At 52.8% G+C, this 17352-nt stretch carries 14 protein-coding genes; all 14 read left to right on the top strand.

The window, feature by feature from the left end:
* Positions 1–828 precede the first annotated feature (828 nt).
* The 14 genes from dapF to rsgA all read left to right on the top strand — a co-directional run bounded on the left by dapF (position 829) and on the right by rsgA (position 17350).
* Entirely contained in the window at positions 829–1659 is an 831-nt protein-coding gene (gene dapF / locus AC0YOA_RS15660; RefSeq protein ID WP_475787370.1) for a diaminopimelate epimerase, read from the top strand.
* Positions 1660–1683: 24 nt separating this feature from the next.
* Complete coding sequence (locus AC0YOA_RS15655) at positions 1684–3564, top strand: bifunctional homocysteine S-methyltransferase/methylenetetrahydrofolate reductase (protein WP_475787369.1); 1881 nt, start codon at positions 1684–1686, stop codon at positions 3562–3564.
* A gap of 370 nt (positions 3565–3934) precedes the next feature.
* Entirely contained in the window at positions 3935–4195 is a 261-nt protein-coding gene (remA, locus tag AC0YOA_RS15650) for an extracellular matrix/biofilm regulator RemA (RefSeq protein ID WP_020615370.1), read from the top strand.
* 14 nt (positions 4196–4209) lie between these two features.
* Entirely contained in the window at positions 4210–4827 is a 618-nt protein-coding gene (gene gmk, locus AC0YOA_RS15645; protein ID WP_475772723.1) for a guanylate kinase, read from the top strand.
* A gap of 19 nt (positions 4828–4846) precedes the next feature.
* On the top strand, positions 4847–5053 hold the full coding sequence (gene rpoZ / locus AC0YOA_RS15640) for a DNA-directed RNA polymerase subunit omega (protein WP_210047070.1): 207 nt from the start codon (positions 4847–4849) through the stop codon (positions 5051–5053).
* A 314-nt stretch (positions 5054–5367) separates the two neighbouring features.
* Positions 5368–6579 (top strand): bifunctional phosphopantothenoylcysteine decarboxylase/phosphopantothenate--cysteine ligase CoaBC, encoded by a 1212-nt coding sequence (gene coaBC, locus AC0YOA_RS15635; protein WP_475787368.1) that lies wholly within the window; start codon positions 5368–5370, stop codon positions 6577–6579.
* Positions 6576–9164, top strand: coding sequence for a primosomal protein N' (gene priA, locus AC0YOA_RS15630; protein ID WP_475787367.1), 2589 nt, complete (start codon positions 6576–6578; stop codon positions 9162–9164). Before coaBC ends, priA begins: the two co-directional genes overlap by 4 nt.
* A gap of 106 nt (positions 9165–9270) precedes the next feature.
* Entirely contained in the window at positions 9271–9759 is a 489-nt protein-coding gene (gene def / locus AC0YOA_RS15625) for a peptide deformylase (protein ID WP_475787366.1), read from the top strand.
* Between the two features lie 4 nt (positions 9760–9763).
* Positions 9764–10711: a methionyl-tRNA formyltransferase gene (gene fmt / locus AC0YOA_RS15620; RefSeq protein ID WP_475787365.1), complete on the top strand. Its 948-nt coding sequence runs from the start codon at positions 9764–9766 to the stop codon at positions 10709–10711.
* On the top strand, positions 10708–12240 hold the full coding sequence (gene rsmB / locus AC0YOA_RS15615; protein ID WP_475787364.1) for a 16S rRNA (cytosine(967)-C(5))-methyltransferase RsmB: 1533 nt from the start codon (positions 10708–10710) through the stop codon (positions 12238–12240). The genes fmt and rsmB overlap by 4 nt, the downstream gene beginning before the upstream one ends.
* Before the next feature lie 252 nt (positions 12241–12492).
* Entirely contained in the window at positions 12493–13539 is a 1047-nt protein-coding gene (gene rlmN / locus AC0YOA_RS15610; RefSeq protein WP_210047093.1) for a dual-specificity RNA methyltransferase RlmN, read from the top strand.
* Positions 13540–13543: 4 nt separating this feature from the next.
* The gene (locus AC0YOA_RS15605; protein WP_210047075.1) at positions 13544–14299 is read left to right on the top strand and encodes a Stp1/IreP family PP2C-type Ser/Thr phosphatase; all 756 of its coding nucleotides are present in this window, start codon (positions 13544–13546) and stop codon (positions 14297–14299) included.
* 5 nt (positions 14300–14304) lie between these two features.
* Positions 14305–16431 carry a Stk1 family PASTA domain-containing Ser/Thr kinase gene (gene pknB, locus AC0YOA_RS15600; protein ID WP_475787363.1) on the top strand — a complete coding sequence of 709 codons (2127 nt, stop codon included), beginning with the start codon at positions 14305–14307 and terminating at the stop codon, positions 16429–16431.
* The gene (gene rsgA, locus AC0YOA_RS15595) at positions 16391–17350 is read left to right on the top strand and encodes a ribosome small subunit-dependent GTPase A (protein ID WP_475787362.1); all 960 of its coding nucleotides are present in this window, start codon (positions 16391–16393) and stop codon (positions 17348–17350) included. The genes pknB and rsgA overlap by 41 nt, the downstream gene beginning before the upstream one ends.
* Positions 17351–17352: the final 2 nt, after the last annotated feature.

The raw sequence follows: 17352 nt of genomic DNA, 5'->3' as shown, positions 1-17352 counted from the left end.
TGGATAGTATTGATACTTTTGTCCTTTAATCGCCATAAAAATGCACCCCTTAGAATTCATCGGAATAACCAGGGGGTTTTTCCAATGTCTATTCTAAGGGGTGCACTTCACACAGCCGGAGCAGGGTTTTGTTTCGAGCCCCAACGGGTCACCAGGTACCAAAGGTACATCGAATGAAAGTGTGTCCCGAAGGGACGTAAACGCTGCACGCAAATACCTGACCAGGGAGCGTCTCTGTCCATCCAACGTTATTCAAGCCCCAACGGGTCACCAGGTACCAAAGGTACATGGAATGGAAGTGTGCCCCGCAAGGGACGAAAACGCTGCAAGCTCATACCTGACAAGGGAGCATCTCTGTCCATCCAACGTTAATCAAGCCCCAACGGGGCACCCGGTATCAAAGGTACATCGAAAGGAAGTGTGTCCCGCAAGGGACGAAAACGCTGCTCACTCATACCTGACCAGGGATCATCTCTGTCCATCCAACGTTATTCAAGCCCCAACGGGGCATCAGGTACCAAAGGTACATGGAATGGAAGTGTGTCCCGCAAGGGACGAAAACGCTGCACGCAAATACCAGACCAGGGAGCATCTCTCTACCAGCCACGTTATTCCATCCGGGTGTCCAGAGGGCCGGGGCCCTTGGGGTCCCTCCTCAGGAGGGATTTAGGGAGGGAAAGTCAGAGGGAATCCCCCTTTCCAAGGGGGACGTAGGGGGATATGTGCAAACAATGAGTGAAATTATCAATAGCCATCAGACACGCTTTGCGTTATGCTAATAAGAAATCTTAACTACTGTTTCCCTTATGGATAAAGGAGTGCAAGCTGATGAATTTTACAAAAATGCATGGGCTGGGCAATGATTTTATCATTGTCGCAGGCGAGGATAGTCTACCAACGAACGCAGCAGAGCTTGCCGAGGAATTGTGCAACCGGTTTTTTGGCATCGGTGCGGACGGATTGGTCTATATTCTGCCATCGGAAATCGCGGATTTTCGGATGCGCATCATCAATTCAGACGGATCGGAAGCCGAGCAGTGCGGCAATGCGATCCGCTGCGTGGCCAAATATGTATATGACAAGGGTCTGACCGATAAACAGGACATTTCAATTGAAACATTGGGAGCTGGTGCCCAGCGGGTGCAGTTAACGGTGAGCGATGGCAAAGTACAAACGGTCCGCGTCGACATGGGGGCACCGATTCTGAACGGTCTTCAGGTGCCGACCACAATTGATGCCGAGCCGGTGATTAATCATCCAATCGAAGTAGATGGCCGGGAGTTTCAATTTACCGCCGTTTCCATGGGCAATCCGCACTGTGTCATTTATGTGGATGATGCCGTCAATTTCGATCTTGCTCTTTGGGGCCCCAAATTGGAGGTTCATCCGTTGTTCCCTCGTAAAATCAATGTGGAATTCGTAACCGTGCGGTCCAGAGATTTTACGGACATGCGCGTATGGGAGCGCGGGGCAGGGCCAACGCTTGCCTGCGGCACAGGAGCATGCGCCACCGTCGTGGCATCCGTGCTGAATGGATACACGGACCGTACAGCGACCGTTTCGCTCAAAGGCGGGGATTTGTTCATTGAGTGGAATGAAGCGGATAACCATGTATATATGACAGGACCGGCAGCAGAAGTATTCAACGGAAAGCTGTAACGAATGACAGAAGGAGTTTTGACCATGAAACCGGATTTACGGGAAGCGCTGGGATCGCGCATCTTGACCGGCGACGGCGCGATGGGAACTTTTTTATACCAAATGGGGTTCCCGGTCGGCGTTTCTTATGAAGAATTTAATATTCTCAAACCAAATGTAATTGCAGATGTGCATCGCCGTTATTATGAGGCCGGCGCACGGATTATCGAAACCAACACGTTCTCGGCCAATCGGGAAAGCTTGATTAGGTACGGGCTGGACTCGGATGTTGCGGCAATCAACAAGGCAGGCGTACAGATCGCCAGATCCGCTGTCGGCAGCGATGCGTATGTGGTAGGAGCCATCGGCTCAATCCGTGCGGGCAAAAGGAAGAACATCCGCTCCCATCATCTCAAGCAGTCGTTTCAGCAGCAAATTGACGGACTCTTGAGCGAGGAAGTGGACGGGCTGCTGCTGGAGACGTTCTATGACCTGGAGGAAGCGCTGCTTGTACTCAAGTTAGTGCGCCAGCAATCGGCCATTCCCGTGCTTTGCCAATTTGCCATTGAGAAGGAGGCGGTGACGCAGGATGGTCATACGCTGGCCTTTGCATTTGAGAGGTTGAAAGAAGAAGGAGCGGATGTTGTCGGCTTTAATTGCCGCAGCGGCCCGAATGGAATTCTTCGCGCAATAGACGCCATTGGCGCAGAGGTTTCTCTGCCGATGTCCATTTTTCCCAACGCGGGTATTCCGGATTATGTGGACGGCAAGTATCTCTACACCGCTACGCCTGAATATTTCGCAGAATCCGCACGCAAATTCGCTGACCGCGGCGCACGGATTATCGGCGGCTGCTGCGGGACAACACCCGAGCATATAGCCGCAATATCCGCATCGTTGGACGGTTATGTGCCGAGGCCCGTGAGCGCGGAAATGCGGGCAGCGGTCATGACCGCCGAGCGTCCCGTAGTCATTGCTCCTCAACCGGAAATCACGGTCACGGGCAGCGGAGGCGTCAATGCCGCAGGGCCTTCCATTGTTGATCTGGTGAAGGAGCGCCATACGGTTATTGTTGAGCTGGATCCGCCGCGCGATCTGGACATCCGCAAATTCATGGCCGGCGCAGCCGCGCTGAAAGAAGCCGGTGCCGACGCGGTAACGATGGCGGACAATTCACTGGCTGTCACGCGCATGAGCAATCTGGCGCTGGCTTCCATCGTGCAGCAGCAGGTGGGCCTTCGGCCTCTGGTGCATATTGCCTGCCGTGACCGCAATCTGATTGGCACGCAGTCGCATATGATGGGGCTGGATGCGCTGGGGATCGACCATGTGCTTGCGGTTACGGGAGATCCGGCGCGATTCGGGGATTTGCCGGATTCAAGCTCTGTCTATGATCTGACCTCCTTCGAGATGATCCGAATGATCAAACAGCTGAATGAGGGAGTATCCTTTTCGGGGAAGGCGCTCAAGCAAAAAGCGAATTTTATCACAGGAGCCGCTTTTAACCCCAATGTAAAATATTTGGACAAAGCCGTGCAGCGCCTGGAGCGCAAAATTGAATATGGCGCTGATTATATTATGACTCAGCCCGTCTATAATCCGGATTTAATCATCCAGATCGCCGAGGCAACCCGCCATTTATCCGTTCCGATCTTCATCGGTATAATGCCGCTTGCGAGCGGCCGTAATGCTGAATATTTACACAATGAAGTGCCCGGCATCCAGCTTTCGGATGAAGTACGCAAACGGATGGCGGGTCTGGAAGGCGAAGCGGGGCGGGAAGAGGGCGTCAGGATTGCCGAGGAATTGCTGGAAGCAGCCCTTCCGCATTTTAAAGGGATCTATCTCATTACCCCGTTCCTGTCTTACGATATGACGGTCAAGCTGACCCGGTATGTATGGGAAAAAACGAGCGTCGCCCGATAAATATTTTGCCGTCTGTTTTATCTTTGCTCCAGATGACGGTTTGACAGTCTGCAGTTATTTTTTATTGCGAGCTCTCTTAACACTTGTTCGTTGTAAGAAAATGAATTAGAATAGAGCAATGGATGCACTTGCCATGCCGGCTTGATTGCGCTCACTTAAAGACAGACAAGCCAATGCCGGCCGAATCTGTGCAGCTTTTAAACCAGGAGGACAAACGTATGCTCCGGGCTTTTTTCGTCAAGAATAGTGCAATGGCTCTGCTTTTTCCTTCATTTGGCAGATAAATTATACATTTTCGTTCTTGCGTTCATCTATACATCATGTATATATTGCTGTTGCATACAGGAGAGAGTCGGAGGAGGAACCTGGCGTGGCTATCAAATTAATAAATATTGGATTCGGCAATATCGTTTCCGCCAATCGGATTATTTCCATTGTAAGTCCGGAATCAGCACCTATTAAACGAATTATTCAGGAAGCGCGCGACCGGCATATGCTGATCGATGCGACCTATGGCAGAAGGACTCGCGCTGTTATTATAACGGACAGCGATCACGTCATTTTATCGGCGGTCCAACCGGAAACGGTGGCTCATCGGCTTTCAACCAAGGATGACGATCACGACGAATAGTGACGGGGAGTATTATGAGCAGAGGATTATTGATTGTTTTATCCGGCCCCTCTGGCGTCGGTAAAGGCACGGTATGCTCTGAGCTGCGGCGCAGGCAGAGTGACCTTGTATATTCCGTGTCGGCAACGACTCGGCTGCCCAGGCAGGGTGAAGTAGACGGTATTAATTATTTTTTTAAAACAAGAGAACAATTTCAGGATATGATTGCGCATGATGCGCTTCTGGAATATGCCGAGTATGTCGGAAATTATTACGGCACGCCGCGGGATTTTGTGGAGCGTACGCTTGCTATGGGCAAAGACATCATTCTGGAAATTGAAGTTCAGGGCGCGTTGAAAGTGAAAGAAAAATTCTCTGAAGGCGTTTTTATCTTCCTGGTTCCTCCTTCCCTGGACGAATTGAAGCATCGTATTACGTGCCGCGGTACGGAGAATGCGGATGTGATCGACCATCGGATGTCAGTGGCCGTTGAGGAAATGAATCTGATCAGCTATTACGATTACGCAGTCGTGAACGACCAAATAGATGCGGCTTGCCATCGAATACAAAGCATCATCACGGCCGAGCATTGCCGCAAGGACCGGTTCATTGCCGAGCTTGCAACGATGCAGGAAGCTTCCGAGAAAGCCTAAGCGAGCGAGGTGAAGAAATATGTTGTATCCATCGATCGATGAGATGATGAAGAAAGTGGACAGCAAGTATTCATTAGTTGTTGCTGCATCACGACGGGCAAGAATGATCCGGGACGGCGCCAAATCCGAACTTCGCAATCCGAGATCCCATAAGTATGTGGGTGTTGCGCTGGAGGAGATTTATCACGATATACTGGTTGTAGAAAGTACAAACAGGCAGGATTAAGCAAGATGATTTCATGCCCGAAATAACAACCCTTGTGGTTGTTATTTTTTTAACCTTATATCATGTATAAGTTTCACATTTATCCTCTTCTATAAGATATGAGGGAAGAAACTTGCTGCGCCACCAGAGGACGGCGACAGCCGTTTCTTCTTGCCTTATAGCATTTATTTGTTTCAATTTTATAGAATTCTAAGAGGTGCAGGTAAATAATCGCGTTTGGCGTCTGAGGATGCCCAAGGACCGTTTATTCATGGCCGCTATCACTCATAAAGGCTGCTGTTACTTGAATGGAATGGAAAGAGAGGAGGAGAAGCATGCTGAAAGGAAAGACGATTGTACTTGGCATATCGGGGGGGATTGCCGCTTATAAAGCGGCAGCGCTGTGCAGCAAGCTGGTTCAGGCAGGTGCAATAGTGCGGGTCATTATGACGGAATCCGCAACCAAGTTCATAACGCCCTTGACCCTGCAAACCTTATCGCGTCATCCTGTTCATATCGATACCTTCCATGAATATGACCCGTCTGTTGTATCCCATATCGATATTGCAGACAGTGCGGATTTGTTCATTGTCGCTCCGGCTACGGCCAATATTCTGGCGAAGATGGCGGGGGGGCTGGCGGATGACATGCTCAGTACGACGCTGCTGGCTACAACCGCACAGGTCCTGGTGGCTCCTGCGATGAATGTCCATATGTACGCGCATCCTGCGGTTGAGCGCAATATGCAGCTGCTTGCGGATCGCGGCGTCAGGTTTATTGAACCCGGTACGGGCCAGCTGGCCTGCGGTTACGTCGGCAAAGGCAGGCTCGCGGAGCCTGAGGATATTGTTCATGCGGCTGGACTCTGGTTTGCACAAAGCCAATCGCTAAGAGGAAAGAAGGTTCTGGTTACCGCCGGAGGAACAGTGGAACGGCTCGATCCAGTCCGCTATTTGACCAATGATTCCTCGGGTAAAATGGGATTCGCCCTTGCAGAAGCGGCGGCTAATCGCGGCGCTGAAGTAACCTTGATTGCGGCAAGAACGACGGCGGAAGCTATCGGCGGCGTAACGCTTGTTAAAGTCGAGTCGGCAGAGCAAATGCTCCAGGCGGTACTGGAACGCTATGAGGATGCGGACATCGTTGTGAAAGCAGCGGCAGTGGCCGATTACCGCCCCGTTGCAGTAGCCGATAAGAAGATCAAGAAATCGGATGAGCGGCTGGTGATTGAGCTCGAGCGTACAACGGATATATTGCAGACGCTCGGCGAACGCAAGCAGGGGCAATATCTTGTCGGCTTTGCTGCGGAGACGGAGCAGATGGAGCAGTATGCGATGGACAAGCTGCACCGCAAGCATTGCGATCTGGTCGTAGCCAACAATGTCGCCGAAGCGGGGGCCGGATTTAATCACGATACCAATATTGTATCGATTTACGGTGAGGAGGGACTTATCGAAACGGTTCCTCTGATGCAGAAAAGGCAGGTTGCCGACCGCCTCCTGGAAATTATTGTTCAACGGATGTCAGCCCGGGTGGCCGGGGAATGATCGCTAAAGTGATCGTTGACGTCCCCAGCAGACAAACCGATCGGCCTTTTGATTATGAAGTGCCCCAGGAGTGGACGGGCTGGGTCGAAGTCGGCAGCAGAGTCGGGGTTCCCTTCGGAGGAAGGGTTGTTCAGGGCTTCGTTATTTCCCTTGCGGAATGGGCGGATGTAGACCGGTCCAAGCTTAAAGCGGTTGCCGAGCTGCTTGACCATACGCCTCCATTGTCTCCGGACTTGATTGAGCTGGCCCAGTGGATCAGTGATAAATATTGCTGTCCGCTGACGATCGCGCTGCAGGCGATGATTCCGGCAGCACTCAAGGGGAAAGCGGAAACGACGGTTACTTTGTCCGAGGATGCGGTCAAAGCCGAGCATACATTGTTGTCTCTTGCGGGAGGATGGGTCGATTATATCCGTCATAACGGCGGAACTGTCCGTATGACGAGTCTGCAGGAGCGGTATCCCGCCGATGCGGCTTCCGTAAAGGCTGCTATCCGTGACGGCCTGCTTCTTGCGCGTGTATCCATTCGTGACAGGATGGCTGTACGGAAGGTTCTGACCGTCTTCCCGCCTGTGGACAGAGAGGCTGCTCTTGAAGCGTTGAACCTGATTCCGCCCCGTGCTATCAAGCAGAGGGAAGTGCTCCAGTATATGATGAAGCGGGGAGAACCGGCTGCCATGCAGGTCGTGGTGGAGGAAGTCCCAACGACGGCAAGTACCGTGCGGACACTGGCAGACAAAGGCTTTATTACGCTTGGCGAGGTAGAGCATGACCGCGATCCTTATGCGGGGCGCGACTTTACAAGGACATCCCCGCTGCCCCTCACGGAGGGACAGCGGGCTGTTTATCAAAAAATCGAAGCGTCAGTCGACGCTGGCGACCCCCGCGTGTTCTTGCTCCATGGAGTAACTGGAAGCGGCAAGACAGAGGTATATCTGCAGGCGATCCAGCATTGTTTGGAGCTGGGGCGGCAGGCGATTGTGCTCGTACCGGAAATCTCCCTGACTCCACAGATGGTGGAGCGTTTTAAAGGCCGCTTCGGCAATGCCGTGGCGGTGCTTCACAGCCGGTTATCGAACGGGGAGCGCTATGATGAATGGCGTAAAATCCGCGAGCGGCGGGCACAGGTTGCAGTTGGCGCCCGCTCGGCTATATTTGCTCCGTTCGAGAGGATCGGACTTATTATTATTGATGAGGAACATGAATCCTCCTATAAGCAGGAAGAGAGTCCGAAATATCATGCGCGCGATGTTGCCGTGCGTAGAGCAAGACAGCATCATGCCACGGTTGTCCTTGGGTCAGCCACACCTTCACTTGAAAGCTATGCCGCGGCCACTCATCCTGGAACGGGGAGCGCAAGCTCAGCGGATTTCAGCGCTGCCGCAGCCAAAGAAGATCACAGCGAAGCATCAGGTGCTTCTGAATCATTTCGGGATAAGCGTGACACAGGGCGGATCTCGGGACTCCTGCCGATGCCGGACCGGGTAGGGGGCAGACCGATGCCGCCTGTCCGGCTGGTGGATATGAGGGAGGAGCTGCGCGAAGGCAACCGCTCCATGTTCAGCCGTCAATTGCATGAGCAGCTGCAGAATCGTCTGGATCGCGGCGAGCAATCGGTGCTGCTGCTGAACCGGCGGGGCTACTCAACCTTTGTCATGTGCCGCTCCTGCGGGTATACGGCACTTTGCCCGCATTGCGACATCTCGCTTACCTATCATCAAAAATCACGGGCGCTGCGGTGTCATTACTGCGGTCATGCTGAAGCTGCCCCCTCGAAATGCCCGACCTGCGAAAGCGAGCATATCCGTTTTTTTGGAACCGGCACCCAGAAGGTTGAAGAAGAGCTCTCCAAGCTTTTTCCTGGCATTCGCGTTATTCGAATGGATGTCGATACGACGACAGAGAAAGGCTCGCATGAGAAATGGCTGACGCTTTTCGGCGAGCGTAAAGCGGATGTTTTGCTTGGTACGCAAATGGTAGCCAAAGGCCTTGATTTTCCATATGTTACTTTAGTGGGTGTTATCGCTGCGGATACATCGCTGCATCTTCCTGATTTTCGCGCCGCGGAGAAAACATTTCAGCTTCTTACGCAGGTTGCAGGCAGGGCGGGAAGACATGAGCTGCCGGGTGAAGTTATTGTCCAGACCTATAACCCGGAGCATTATGCGATTATAACGGCACAGCAGCATGATTATTCCGCATTTATTGCTCATGAGCTGGAGCACAGGCGTTTTATGTCCTATCCTCCTTTTTGCCGGCTTATTCTCGTAACTCTCTCGCATGAACAGCTGCCTCTGCTTATATCGGTCGGAGAGAAGCTGTCCACCCGGCTCAGAGAGATGACGAATGACAGCGGGGTATCCGGAACCGCTGGTGAAAGCCGCAGTTTTATTGATATTCTGGGTCCCGTAGCGTCTCCTATCCCCAGAATGAAAGATCGCTATCGTTTTCAATGTATGATAAAATATCGGGGAAACGTTGACGCAGTCGGCATGCTGAAGCAGGCCATCCATGGACTTTCGGGGAAGCTGGGTCAACCGCCTGTACTCATCAGTGTGGATGTTGATCCACAAATGATCCTATAGCGATTTGCAAAATAGTATCGCTTACGAAGTGAGTTATGGCTTGAATCGCTCGGGTTCCCTCGAGTATTCAGCTATAACCACGCAATAACTTTTAGGAGGAACGGTTGTGGCAATACGTCTTATTGTGAAGGATCCGGATCCTGTTTTGAGGGAGAAGGCGATTGTTGTTACCAAATTTAATTCGAATTTGCATAAATTGCTGAGAGATATGGCGGAAACGATGTATGACGCGGACGGAGTGGGGCTTGCCGCTCCGCAGGTCGGCATATCCAAGCGGGTTATCGTGGTTGATATCGGTGATGATCATGGGCTCATTGAAATGGTCAATCCGGAGATTGTGGAGGCCGAAGGGGAGCAGTTCGGTCCGGAAGGCTGCCTCAGTATTCCGAATCTCAATGGAGATGTCCGCCGTGCCCAGCATATTCGGGTAAAAGGCTTCGACCGAAACGGAGAGCTGTTCGAAATGGAAGCGGCGGATTTTCTGGCACGGGCGTTTCTGCACGAGATTGATCATCTGAATGGAGTGCTGTTTACGGACATTGCCGATGAGATTTATGACGCGGCATCACGTCCGCGACCACCACGCGAGGAGTGACGCTATGCGTATTGTATTTATGGGAACGCCGGAATTTGCCGTTCCTTCACTAGAGGCGCTGATCGGCGCCGGGCATGAAATTGTACTTGTTGTCACCCAACCAGACCGTCCCAAAGGACGCAAAAAAACATTGACGCCGCCTCCGGTCAAGGATGCGGCGCTTCTGCGCGGTCTGCCTGTTGAGCAGCCTGAACGGCTGAGAACCTCTGAAACGGTTGCCCGCATTGCCGGATTGAAAGCGGATCTCATTGTGACGGCAGCTTACGGACAGATTTTGCCTAGGGCTGTGCTTGATGCGCCGCGTCTGGGCTGTATTAACGTGCATGGCTCCCTGCTGCCCAAATACCGGGGTGGTGCGCCGATACAGCGTGCCGTCATGAACGGTGAGAAAACTACGGGAGTCACCATCATGTATATGGCTGAAGGACTCGATACCGGTGATATGATCAGCCGTATAGAGGTGCCAATTAACGATGTGATTACGTCCGGCGAGCTGTTCGAAGAGCTCAGCAGGGCCGGTGCGGAGCTGCTTATGCGCACGCTGCCATCGATTGCCGATGGCACGGCGGTGCCGGTGCCGCAGAATCACGACGATGCCACCTATGCCCCGAATCTGACCAGAGAAGATGAACGGATTGACTGGACCCGATCAGCCGGAAGTCTATATGATCAGGTGCGCGGACTATCGCCGATGGCTGGCGCTTTCACGCTTCTAAATGGGGATACCTTCAAAGTGTGGGGCTGCCGGCCGCTTCCACCGGCCGCAGCATCCGGCGGGCAGCCGGGAACGGTGATGAAGGCGGATGAAAAAGGCATATTGGTGCAGACGGGTGAGGGCATGCTGCTGCTTACTGTCATTCAACCGGCAGGCAAGAAAGCCATGCCTGCATCCGAATGGCTGAAGGGTGCGCGACTTGAAGCAGGTACAGTTTTTGGAGGCGTCCAATTGTGAATAAACCGGATCAGAACGATCCCGCGAAGGTACAACAAGCCGGGAAAACACAGCAGGGAAAAAAATCATCCCGCGGCCCGGTGAATGCTGTTAAAGCTTCAGGGCAAGCAAAGAAGACGGGATCACCCCACCCCAGCAGAGGGGACCAGCGCAAGCCCAGGCAGCATACCGCCCGGGAGATAGCGCTTCAAACTCTTGTCAAAGTTGCCGAGGCCGGAGCCTACAGCAATCTGCAGCTAAATCGCGCTCTGCAGGACGCACAGCTGACGCGCCAGGATGCGGCGCTTGCGACTGAGCTGGTCTACGGGAGCATTCAGCAGCAGCGTACGCTTGATTACCGTCTGGAGAAGCTGGTTGACAAAGGGCTGGACAAGCTGGCCCCGTGGGTTCATCAGCTGCTTCGCATGAGTGCGTATCAGCTTCTGTATCTGGACCGCATTCCCGCGCATGCAGCAGTTAATGAGGCGGTGCAGATCGCAAAGCAGCGGGGTCACTCCGGAATTTCCGGAATGGTCAACGGAGTTCTGCGCAATATGCTTCGCAGGCTTGCCGAGATGAAGCTTCCGATCGAAGAGATTGATCCCGTCAGGCGCATCGGCCTCACCTACTCCTATCCCGACTGGATGGTCAGAAGATGGATTGAGTCCTATGGAGAAGCGGTCGCGGAAGAGATATGCAGGGCAGGAAATGAATCTCCCCATGCCAGCTTGCGTGTGAACTCGCTCCGGCTTTCTGAGGAGAAAGCAGCAGAGCTTCTTGCCAAAGAGGGAATTCAGGCGTCACCATCCAAGCTTGCGGCAGGCGGACTGGTTGTGAGCGGCCATGCCGGCAATTTGACACAGCTTGCGGCTTATGGAGAGGGTCTCTGGTCCCTGCAGGATGAGAGCTCGATGCTTGTTGCCCAGGTGTGCGCGCCAAAGCCGGGTATGACTGTTCTGGATTGCTGCTCCGCTCCTGGCGGCAAGACGACTCATCTGGCTGAGCTTATGGACAACTCGGGGCGGCTCATCGCCAACGATCTGCATCCTCACAAGCGCAAGCTGATTGAAGACCAGGCAGAGCGGCTTGGCCTCACTGTGGTCGAGGCTGTCAGCGGGGATGCGTCCGATCTGGCGAGCCGATATCCCGGGGCTGACTTTGATGTTGTACTGCTTGATGCTCCATGTTCGGGTTTTGGTGTCATTCGGCGCAAGCCGGAAATCAAATGGACGAAGTCGCCTGAGGATATTGAATCGATTGCCCGGCTGCAGCAGCGTCTTCTGGATGAGGCGGTCAAGCTTGTAAAGCCCGGAGGCACATTCGTATACAGCACCTGCACAATCGAAAGTGAGGAAAATGAGGCGCAAATGGCTTCATTTGTGCAGAGGCACCCTTCCTTTGTTCCCGATGCCGACTGGCCGCAGCAGGTCCTTGCGCCTCTTCGTGAGGCAGGCGTGATCGGTGTAGATTTTAGTGGTGCGGTTCAATTGCTGCCTCAGCATTTTGGCAGCGACGGCTTTTTTATAGCCCGGTTCAAACGGGCGAAGTAAAGCCGTATCGAAACCGGCAGAACAGCTGTGAAATCGTGCATAAACGCGTGAAAATGACGCCCAAGGCGGCCTCTGTGGTCTGTCATGGGCGTTTGTGGTAAAATAAGCGATGGCAGGTAAGAAGAAACACTTCCCACGTCTTCTGGCGGCGAAGTCAAGTTTCTTCACTCTATAATATCAGGTTGGATAATTTCCTTTCTGATGGTTCAAGAAGACTGCCTATTCCATAATATAAGAAACAGGTGTGAAATGATGAAACCGTTCATCTACGACTATACGATTGACCAATTGCAAGATTGGATGAAAGAAAACGGAGAACCCGCTTTTCGCGGCACACAGCTCTTTGAATGGCTTTATGTCAAACGTGTGATGAGCTTCGAGGATATGACGAATCTCTCCAAGGGGCTGCGCCAGAAGCTTGACGATCAGTTTCAATTCGTGACGCTTTCCGAAATTACACGCTTCGAATCCAAGGATGGAACCGTGAAGTTCCTGTTTGGCCTGCATGACAACCATGCGATAGAAACGGTTATTATGCGCCACAGCTACGGCAACAGTATTTGCGTGACGACCCAGGTAGGCTGCCGTATCGGATGTACCTTCTGCGCCTCCACGCTTGGCGGGCTGAAGCGTAACCTAACGGCCGGTGAAATCACGGCTCAAGTGGTGAAAGCGCAGCAGATGCTTGATGCAACTAACGAGCGCGTGTCCAGCATCGTCATTATGGGCTCCGGAGAGCCTTTCGAGAATTATGATGCGACCATGGCATTTCTGCGGGTCATGATCCATGAGAAAGGCCTCAATATCGGTCAGCGCCATATTACGGTGTCAACAAGCGGTATTGTGCCAAGCATGTACAAGTTTGCCGAAGAGAACACCCAGATCAACTTGGCCATCTCCATCCATGCCCCTAATGACAAGCTGCGTTCCAAGCTGATGCCGGTCAACCGCCGTTTTCCGTTTGAGGATGTCATCGAAGCCTGCCGCAATTACATCGCCAAAACCGGAAGGCGCATTACGTTTGAATATGCCCTTATCGGCGGTGTGAACGATCAGAGTGAGCATGCCCAGGAATTGGCAGATGTGCTCAAAGGCATGCTCTGTCATGTCAACCTGATCCCGGTCAACCACGTGCCGGAGCGTGATTATGTCAGAACCCCGCGCGAGCAGATTTTTGAATTTCACCGGGTACTGGAACGTAATAATATTAATGTGACGATCCGCAGAGAACAAGGTCATGATATTGCGGCAGCCTGCGGACAACTACGGGCCAAACATATGGACGGAGCGGTGGGGTGAATATATGAAGATAGCTTTTCGCAGTGATATCGGACGGATAAGACTCGTGAACGAGGACCGGGGATATGCGGAAATGACGGAAACCGGCATTGCCGTAGCCATTGTAGCTGACGGCATGGGCGGTCACCAGGCTGGCGATGTAGCAAGCCAGCTTGCAGTCGAGACGTTCCGCGAAGCCATGCAGGGAACATCTGCGGAGCTGTCGATGGATGAGAGGAAAATGCTGATCCGCCAAGCAATTTTGCAGGCCAATGAGGTTGTATTTGATATGGCTTCCCGCAATGATCAATACCATAATATGGGAACGACAGTGGTGGCGGCGCTGCTGCAGCCGGACAATGGCGTAATTGGTCATATCGGGGATAGCCGGGCGTACAAATGGAGAGACGGGGTATTAACCCAACTGACCGTAGATCATACGCTGGTCAATGAGCTTGTTAAATCGGGACAAATCAGCGTGGAGGAAGCAGCCCGGCATCCCAGACGCAATGTGCTTACCAGGGCTCTTGGCACAGACGCTGATGTGGAGGTTGATGTAAAGGGCTTGTCATGGCTGCCCGGCGATCTGCTTCTGCTTTGCAGCGACGGTCTTACCAATATGGTCACCGAACAGGAAATAGCCGAGACGATTCTCCAGGAGGAGCTCGACTTGGAAGGGAAAGCGGACAAGCTCGTTGAGCTGGCGCTGCTGGCCGGCGGGGACGATAATATCACGGTCGTCCTGCTGCATCATGCCGAAGACACAGAGCAAGAGGAGTGACCGACATGATTGGACATGAATTAGGCGGTCGATACGAGATCATTACCCGCATTGGCGGCGGGGGAATGGCTCTCGTATATAAAGCCCATGATATTTTGCTTAACCGCAAAGTTGCCGTCAAAATCTTAAGGCAGCAGTTTGTGCACGACGAGGAGTTTATCCGCCGGTTCCGCCGGGAAGCCCAATCCGCAGGCGCCTTGTCTCATCCCAATGTGGTGAGCATTTACGATGTAGGGCAAGAGGACGAAACCCATTATATTGTCATGGAATATGTTGAAGGTCACAACCTGAACGAAATTATTCAGGAGCGGGCGCCGCTGCAGCCCGAAGAAGCGGTTCGCATAGCCATTCAGATATGCGATGCGCTGGAGCATGCCCATCATAACCAAATTATTCATCGGGATATCAAGCCTCATAATATATTAATAGGCAAGAACGGACGTGTGAAAGTTACCGATTTCGGCATCGCCCGTGCTGTTACTTCCTCCACGATTACACAAACGGGCTCGGTGCTGGGCTCGGTGCATTATTTCTCCCCCGAGCATGCCAAAGGCATTAGCACCGGAGAAAAGTCGGATCTGTATTCACTGGGTATTGTGCTGTATCAGATGCTGACCGGCAAACTGCCATTTCTTGGCGAGAGCCCGATCAGCGTCGCGCTCAAGCATCTGCAGGAGACATTCGAAGAGCCAAGGGTGGTCAATCCGTATATCCCGCAAAGTGTTGAGAATGTGATTTTACGGGCGATGCGTAAAAATCCCAGTGAACGCTACAATTCGGCAGACGAGATGCTGCGCGATCTGGAAACCTGTCTGCAGCCCGAGCGTCTGAAGGAGCCGAAGATCACTTTTGTCAGCGGTTCGGATTTTGAAGAAACGCGCGTGATGCCGGCTATTCGCGGCAGCATTATCGATACGCTGGCGTCGACTGGAGGGAATGGGCGTGGCGACAAGGCGGTATCGACCGATACGGAGGAGAACCGCTGGGATTCCACAGGACTTGTTGAAGGCAAAAGCAGGCGCAGATGGGTCAAGCCTGTCATTACAGTATTTGTAACGTTGATTGTCATTGCGCTTGTTTTCTGGGGTGCGAGAACGGTGCTGAGCTGGTTCGATATTGATGAAGTGGACGTGCCTTACGTGATCAGCAAGACAGAGGCGGAAGCGCGCCAGAATCTCGAGCAGGTTGGCCTGAAGGTGGAAGAGCCCACCGTATACATGGAAAAAGCGGATATCCCGGAAGGTACGGTCTATGAACAGTCCAAAGTCAACCAGCGGGTTAAGGTAGGCTCCTTCATCAAGCTGTATGTGAGCAAGGGACCTAAGCTTGAAGGCGTAGAGGATTACTCAGGAAAGACTTATACAGAGGTGGTGGATTCGCTCATCGCACTGGGTGTTTCCGAGGAGCGGATCAGCAAAGAAGATGTGTTCAGCGACCAGGAAGCTGGCACGGTCACCGAACAGACGCCGGCAGCCGGCCAGCAGTTCGATCCGAAGAAAGCAACCTTCGCCTTCAAGGTCAGCAAGGGCAAGGAAACCTTCCCTATGATTGATGTAGTGGGCAAAAGCGAGAAAGACGCAATAGCAGCGCTGGAAGCAAAAGGTCTGGTAGTCAAAGCTAAGGATATCGTCCGCGAGGGCAGTTATAAAGAAGAAGGAACGGTTCTTACCCAATATCCGTTTGAAAAGGATGCGCCTGTATCCAAAGGTGATGAAATCACGCTGACGATCAGCTCCGGTTACCCTGAGGATGCTCTCGAATACACATTCAATATTACGGTTTCACCGGCAATTGCAGGACAGCCTAGTGAAGTGCGCATTACATATACCGATGCGCGCGGGGAAAATATCGAGTGGGGCAAGAAAACCATTAATGATACCGAGACCTTCAATGTAAAAGTTGTACTGGATCCGAATACGGAAGCGATGGTTTCTGTATTCCGGGACGGGCAGTTTGCCGATACTTTTGCCCGCACCTATGAAGAAGTGAAGGCGGGGGCGGATTCTACGCCGGATACCATACCTGGAATGGCACCGCCACCGGAAGATCCGCCTGTGGATCAACCGGACCAAAATGAGGAGACTGACATAAATGGCAACCAAAGCACGAACACAACAGACCAGCCCCAGTAAGCGGGAAGAACATGTCGGTCGGATTGTAAAAGCGCTTAGCGGCTATTATTATGTACTTCCTGAAGAGGATGCCGCGGGGTCAAAACCGATTCAATGCCGTGCCCGCGGCATCTTCAAGAAGCGCGGTGAATCGCCGCTTGTCGGCGACATGGTGCTCTATGAGCGGACGGAGAATGGCGAAGGAACGGTCGATACGATCCTGCCCCGGAGTTCAGAGCTTGCTCGCCCTCCTGTGGCGAATGTCGATCTGGCCGTTCTGGTTTTTTCCGTTACAGAGCCTGCCCTTAATCTGCAGCTGCTCGATAAGTTTCTTGTCCACATCGAACATGCCGGAATCGAGGCCATGCTCTGCCTCAGCAAGCAGGATTTGACCGTGGAGGGCGAGGAAACGGAGCAGGCGCGTCAATCCATGGATGAGGTGCTTCGAATATACAAACCGATCGGATATGATGTAATCACCACAAGTTCGAGGCTTGGCGAAGGAACCTCTGAAATGATGGAACGGCTGCACGGTCATATCGCCGTATTCGCCGGTCAATCCGGTGTCGGCAAATCCTCTTTGCTGAATGCGCTGGTTCCAGGCCTATCGCTTGAAACCAATGCAATCAGCGCCAGGCTGGGAAGAGGCAAGCACACAACCCGCCAGGTCGAGCTGATCCATACAGGAAGAGGTTATGTGGCAGATACACCGGGGTTTAGCCAGCTGGATTTTACGGAGCTTGGCATTGATGAGCTGGGAGATTGCTTTCGGGAAATGCGCAAGCTTGCGCCTTCCTGCAAATTCCGCGGCTGCACGCATCTTCATGAGCCTGACTGCGCCGTTCTGGAGGCGCTGGAGGCCGGCGAAATTGCCCCTTCCAGACATAAAAATTACGAGCATTTCATGAATGAAATGAAAGAGAGAAAGCGGAGGTATTAAAC

This window comes from Paenibacillus sp. JT22N12 (assembly GCF_056269365.1).
Note: the sequence above shows the minus strand (reverse complement) of the source record. Positions and strands in the feature narration are given on the sequence as shown.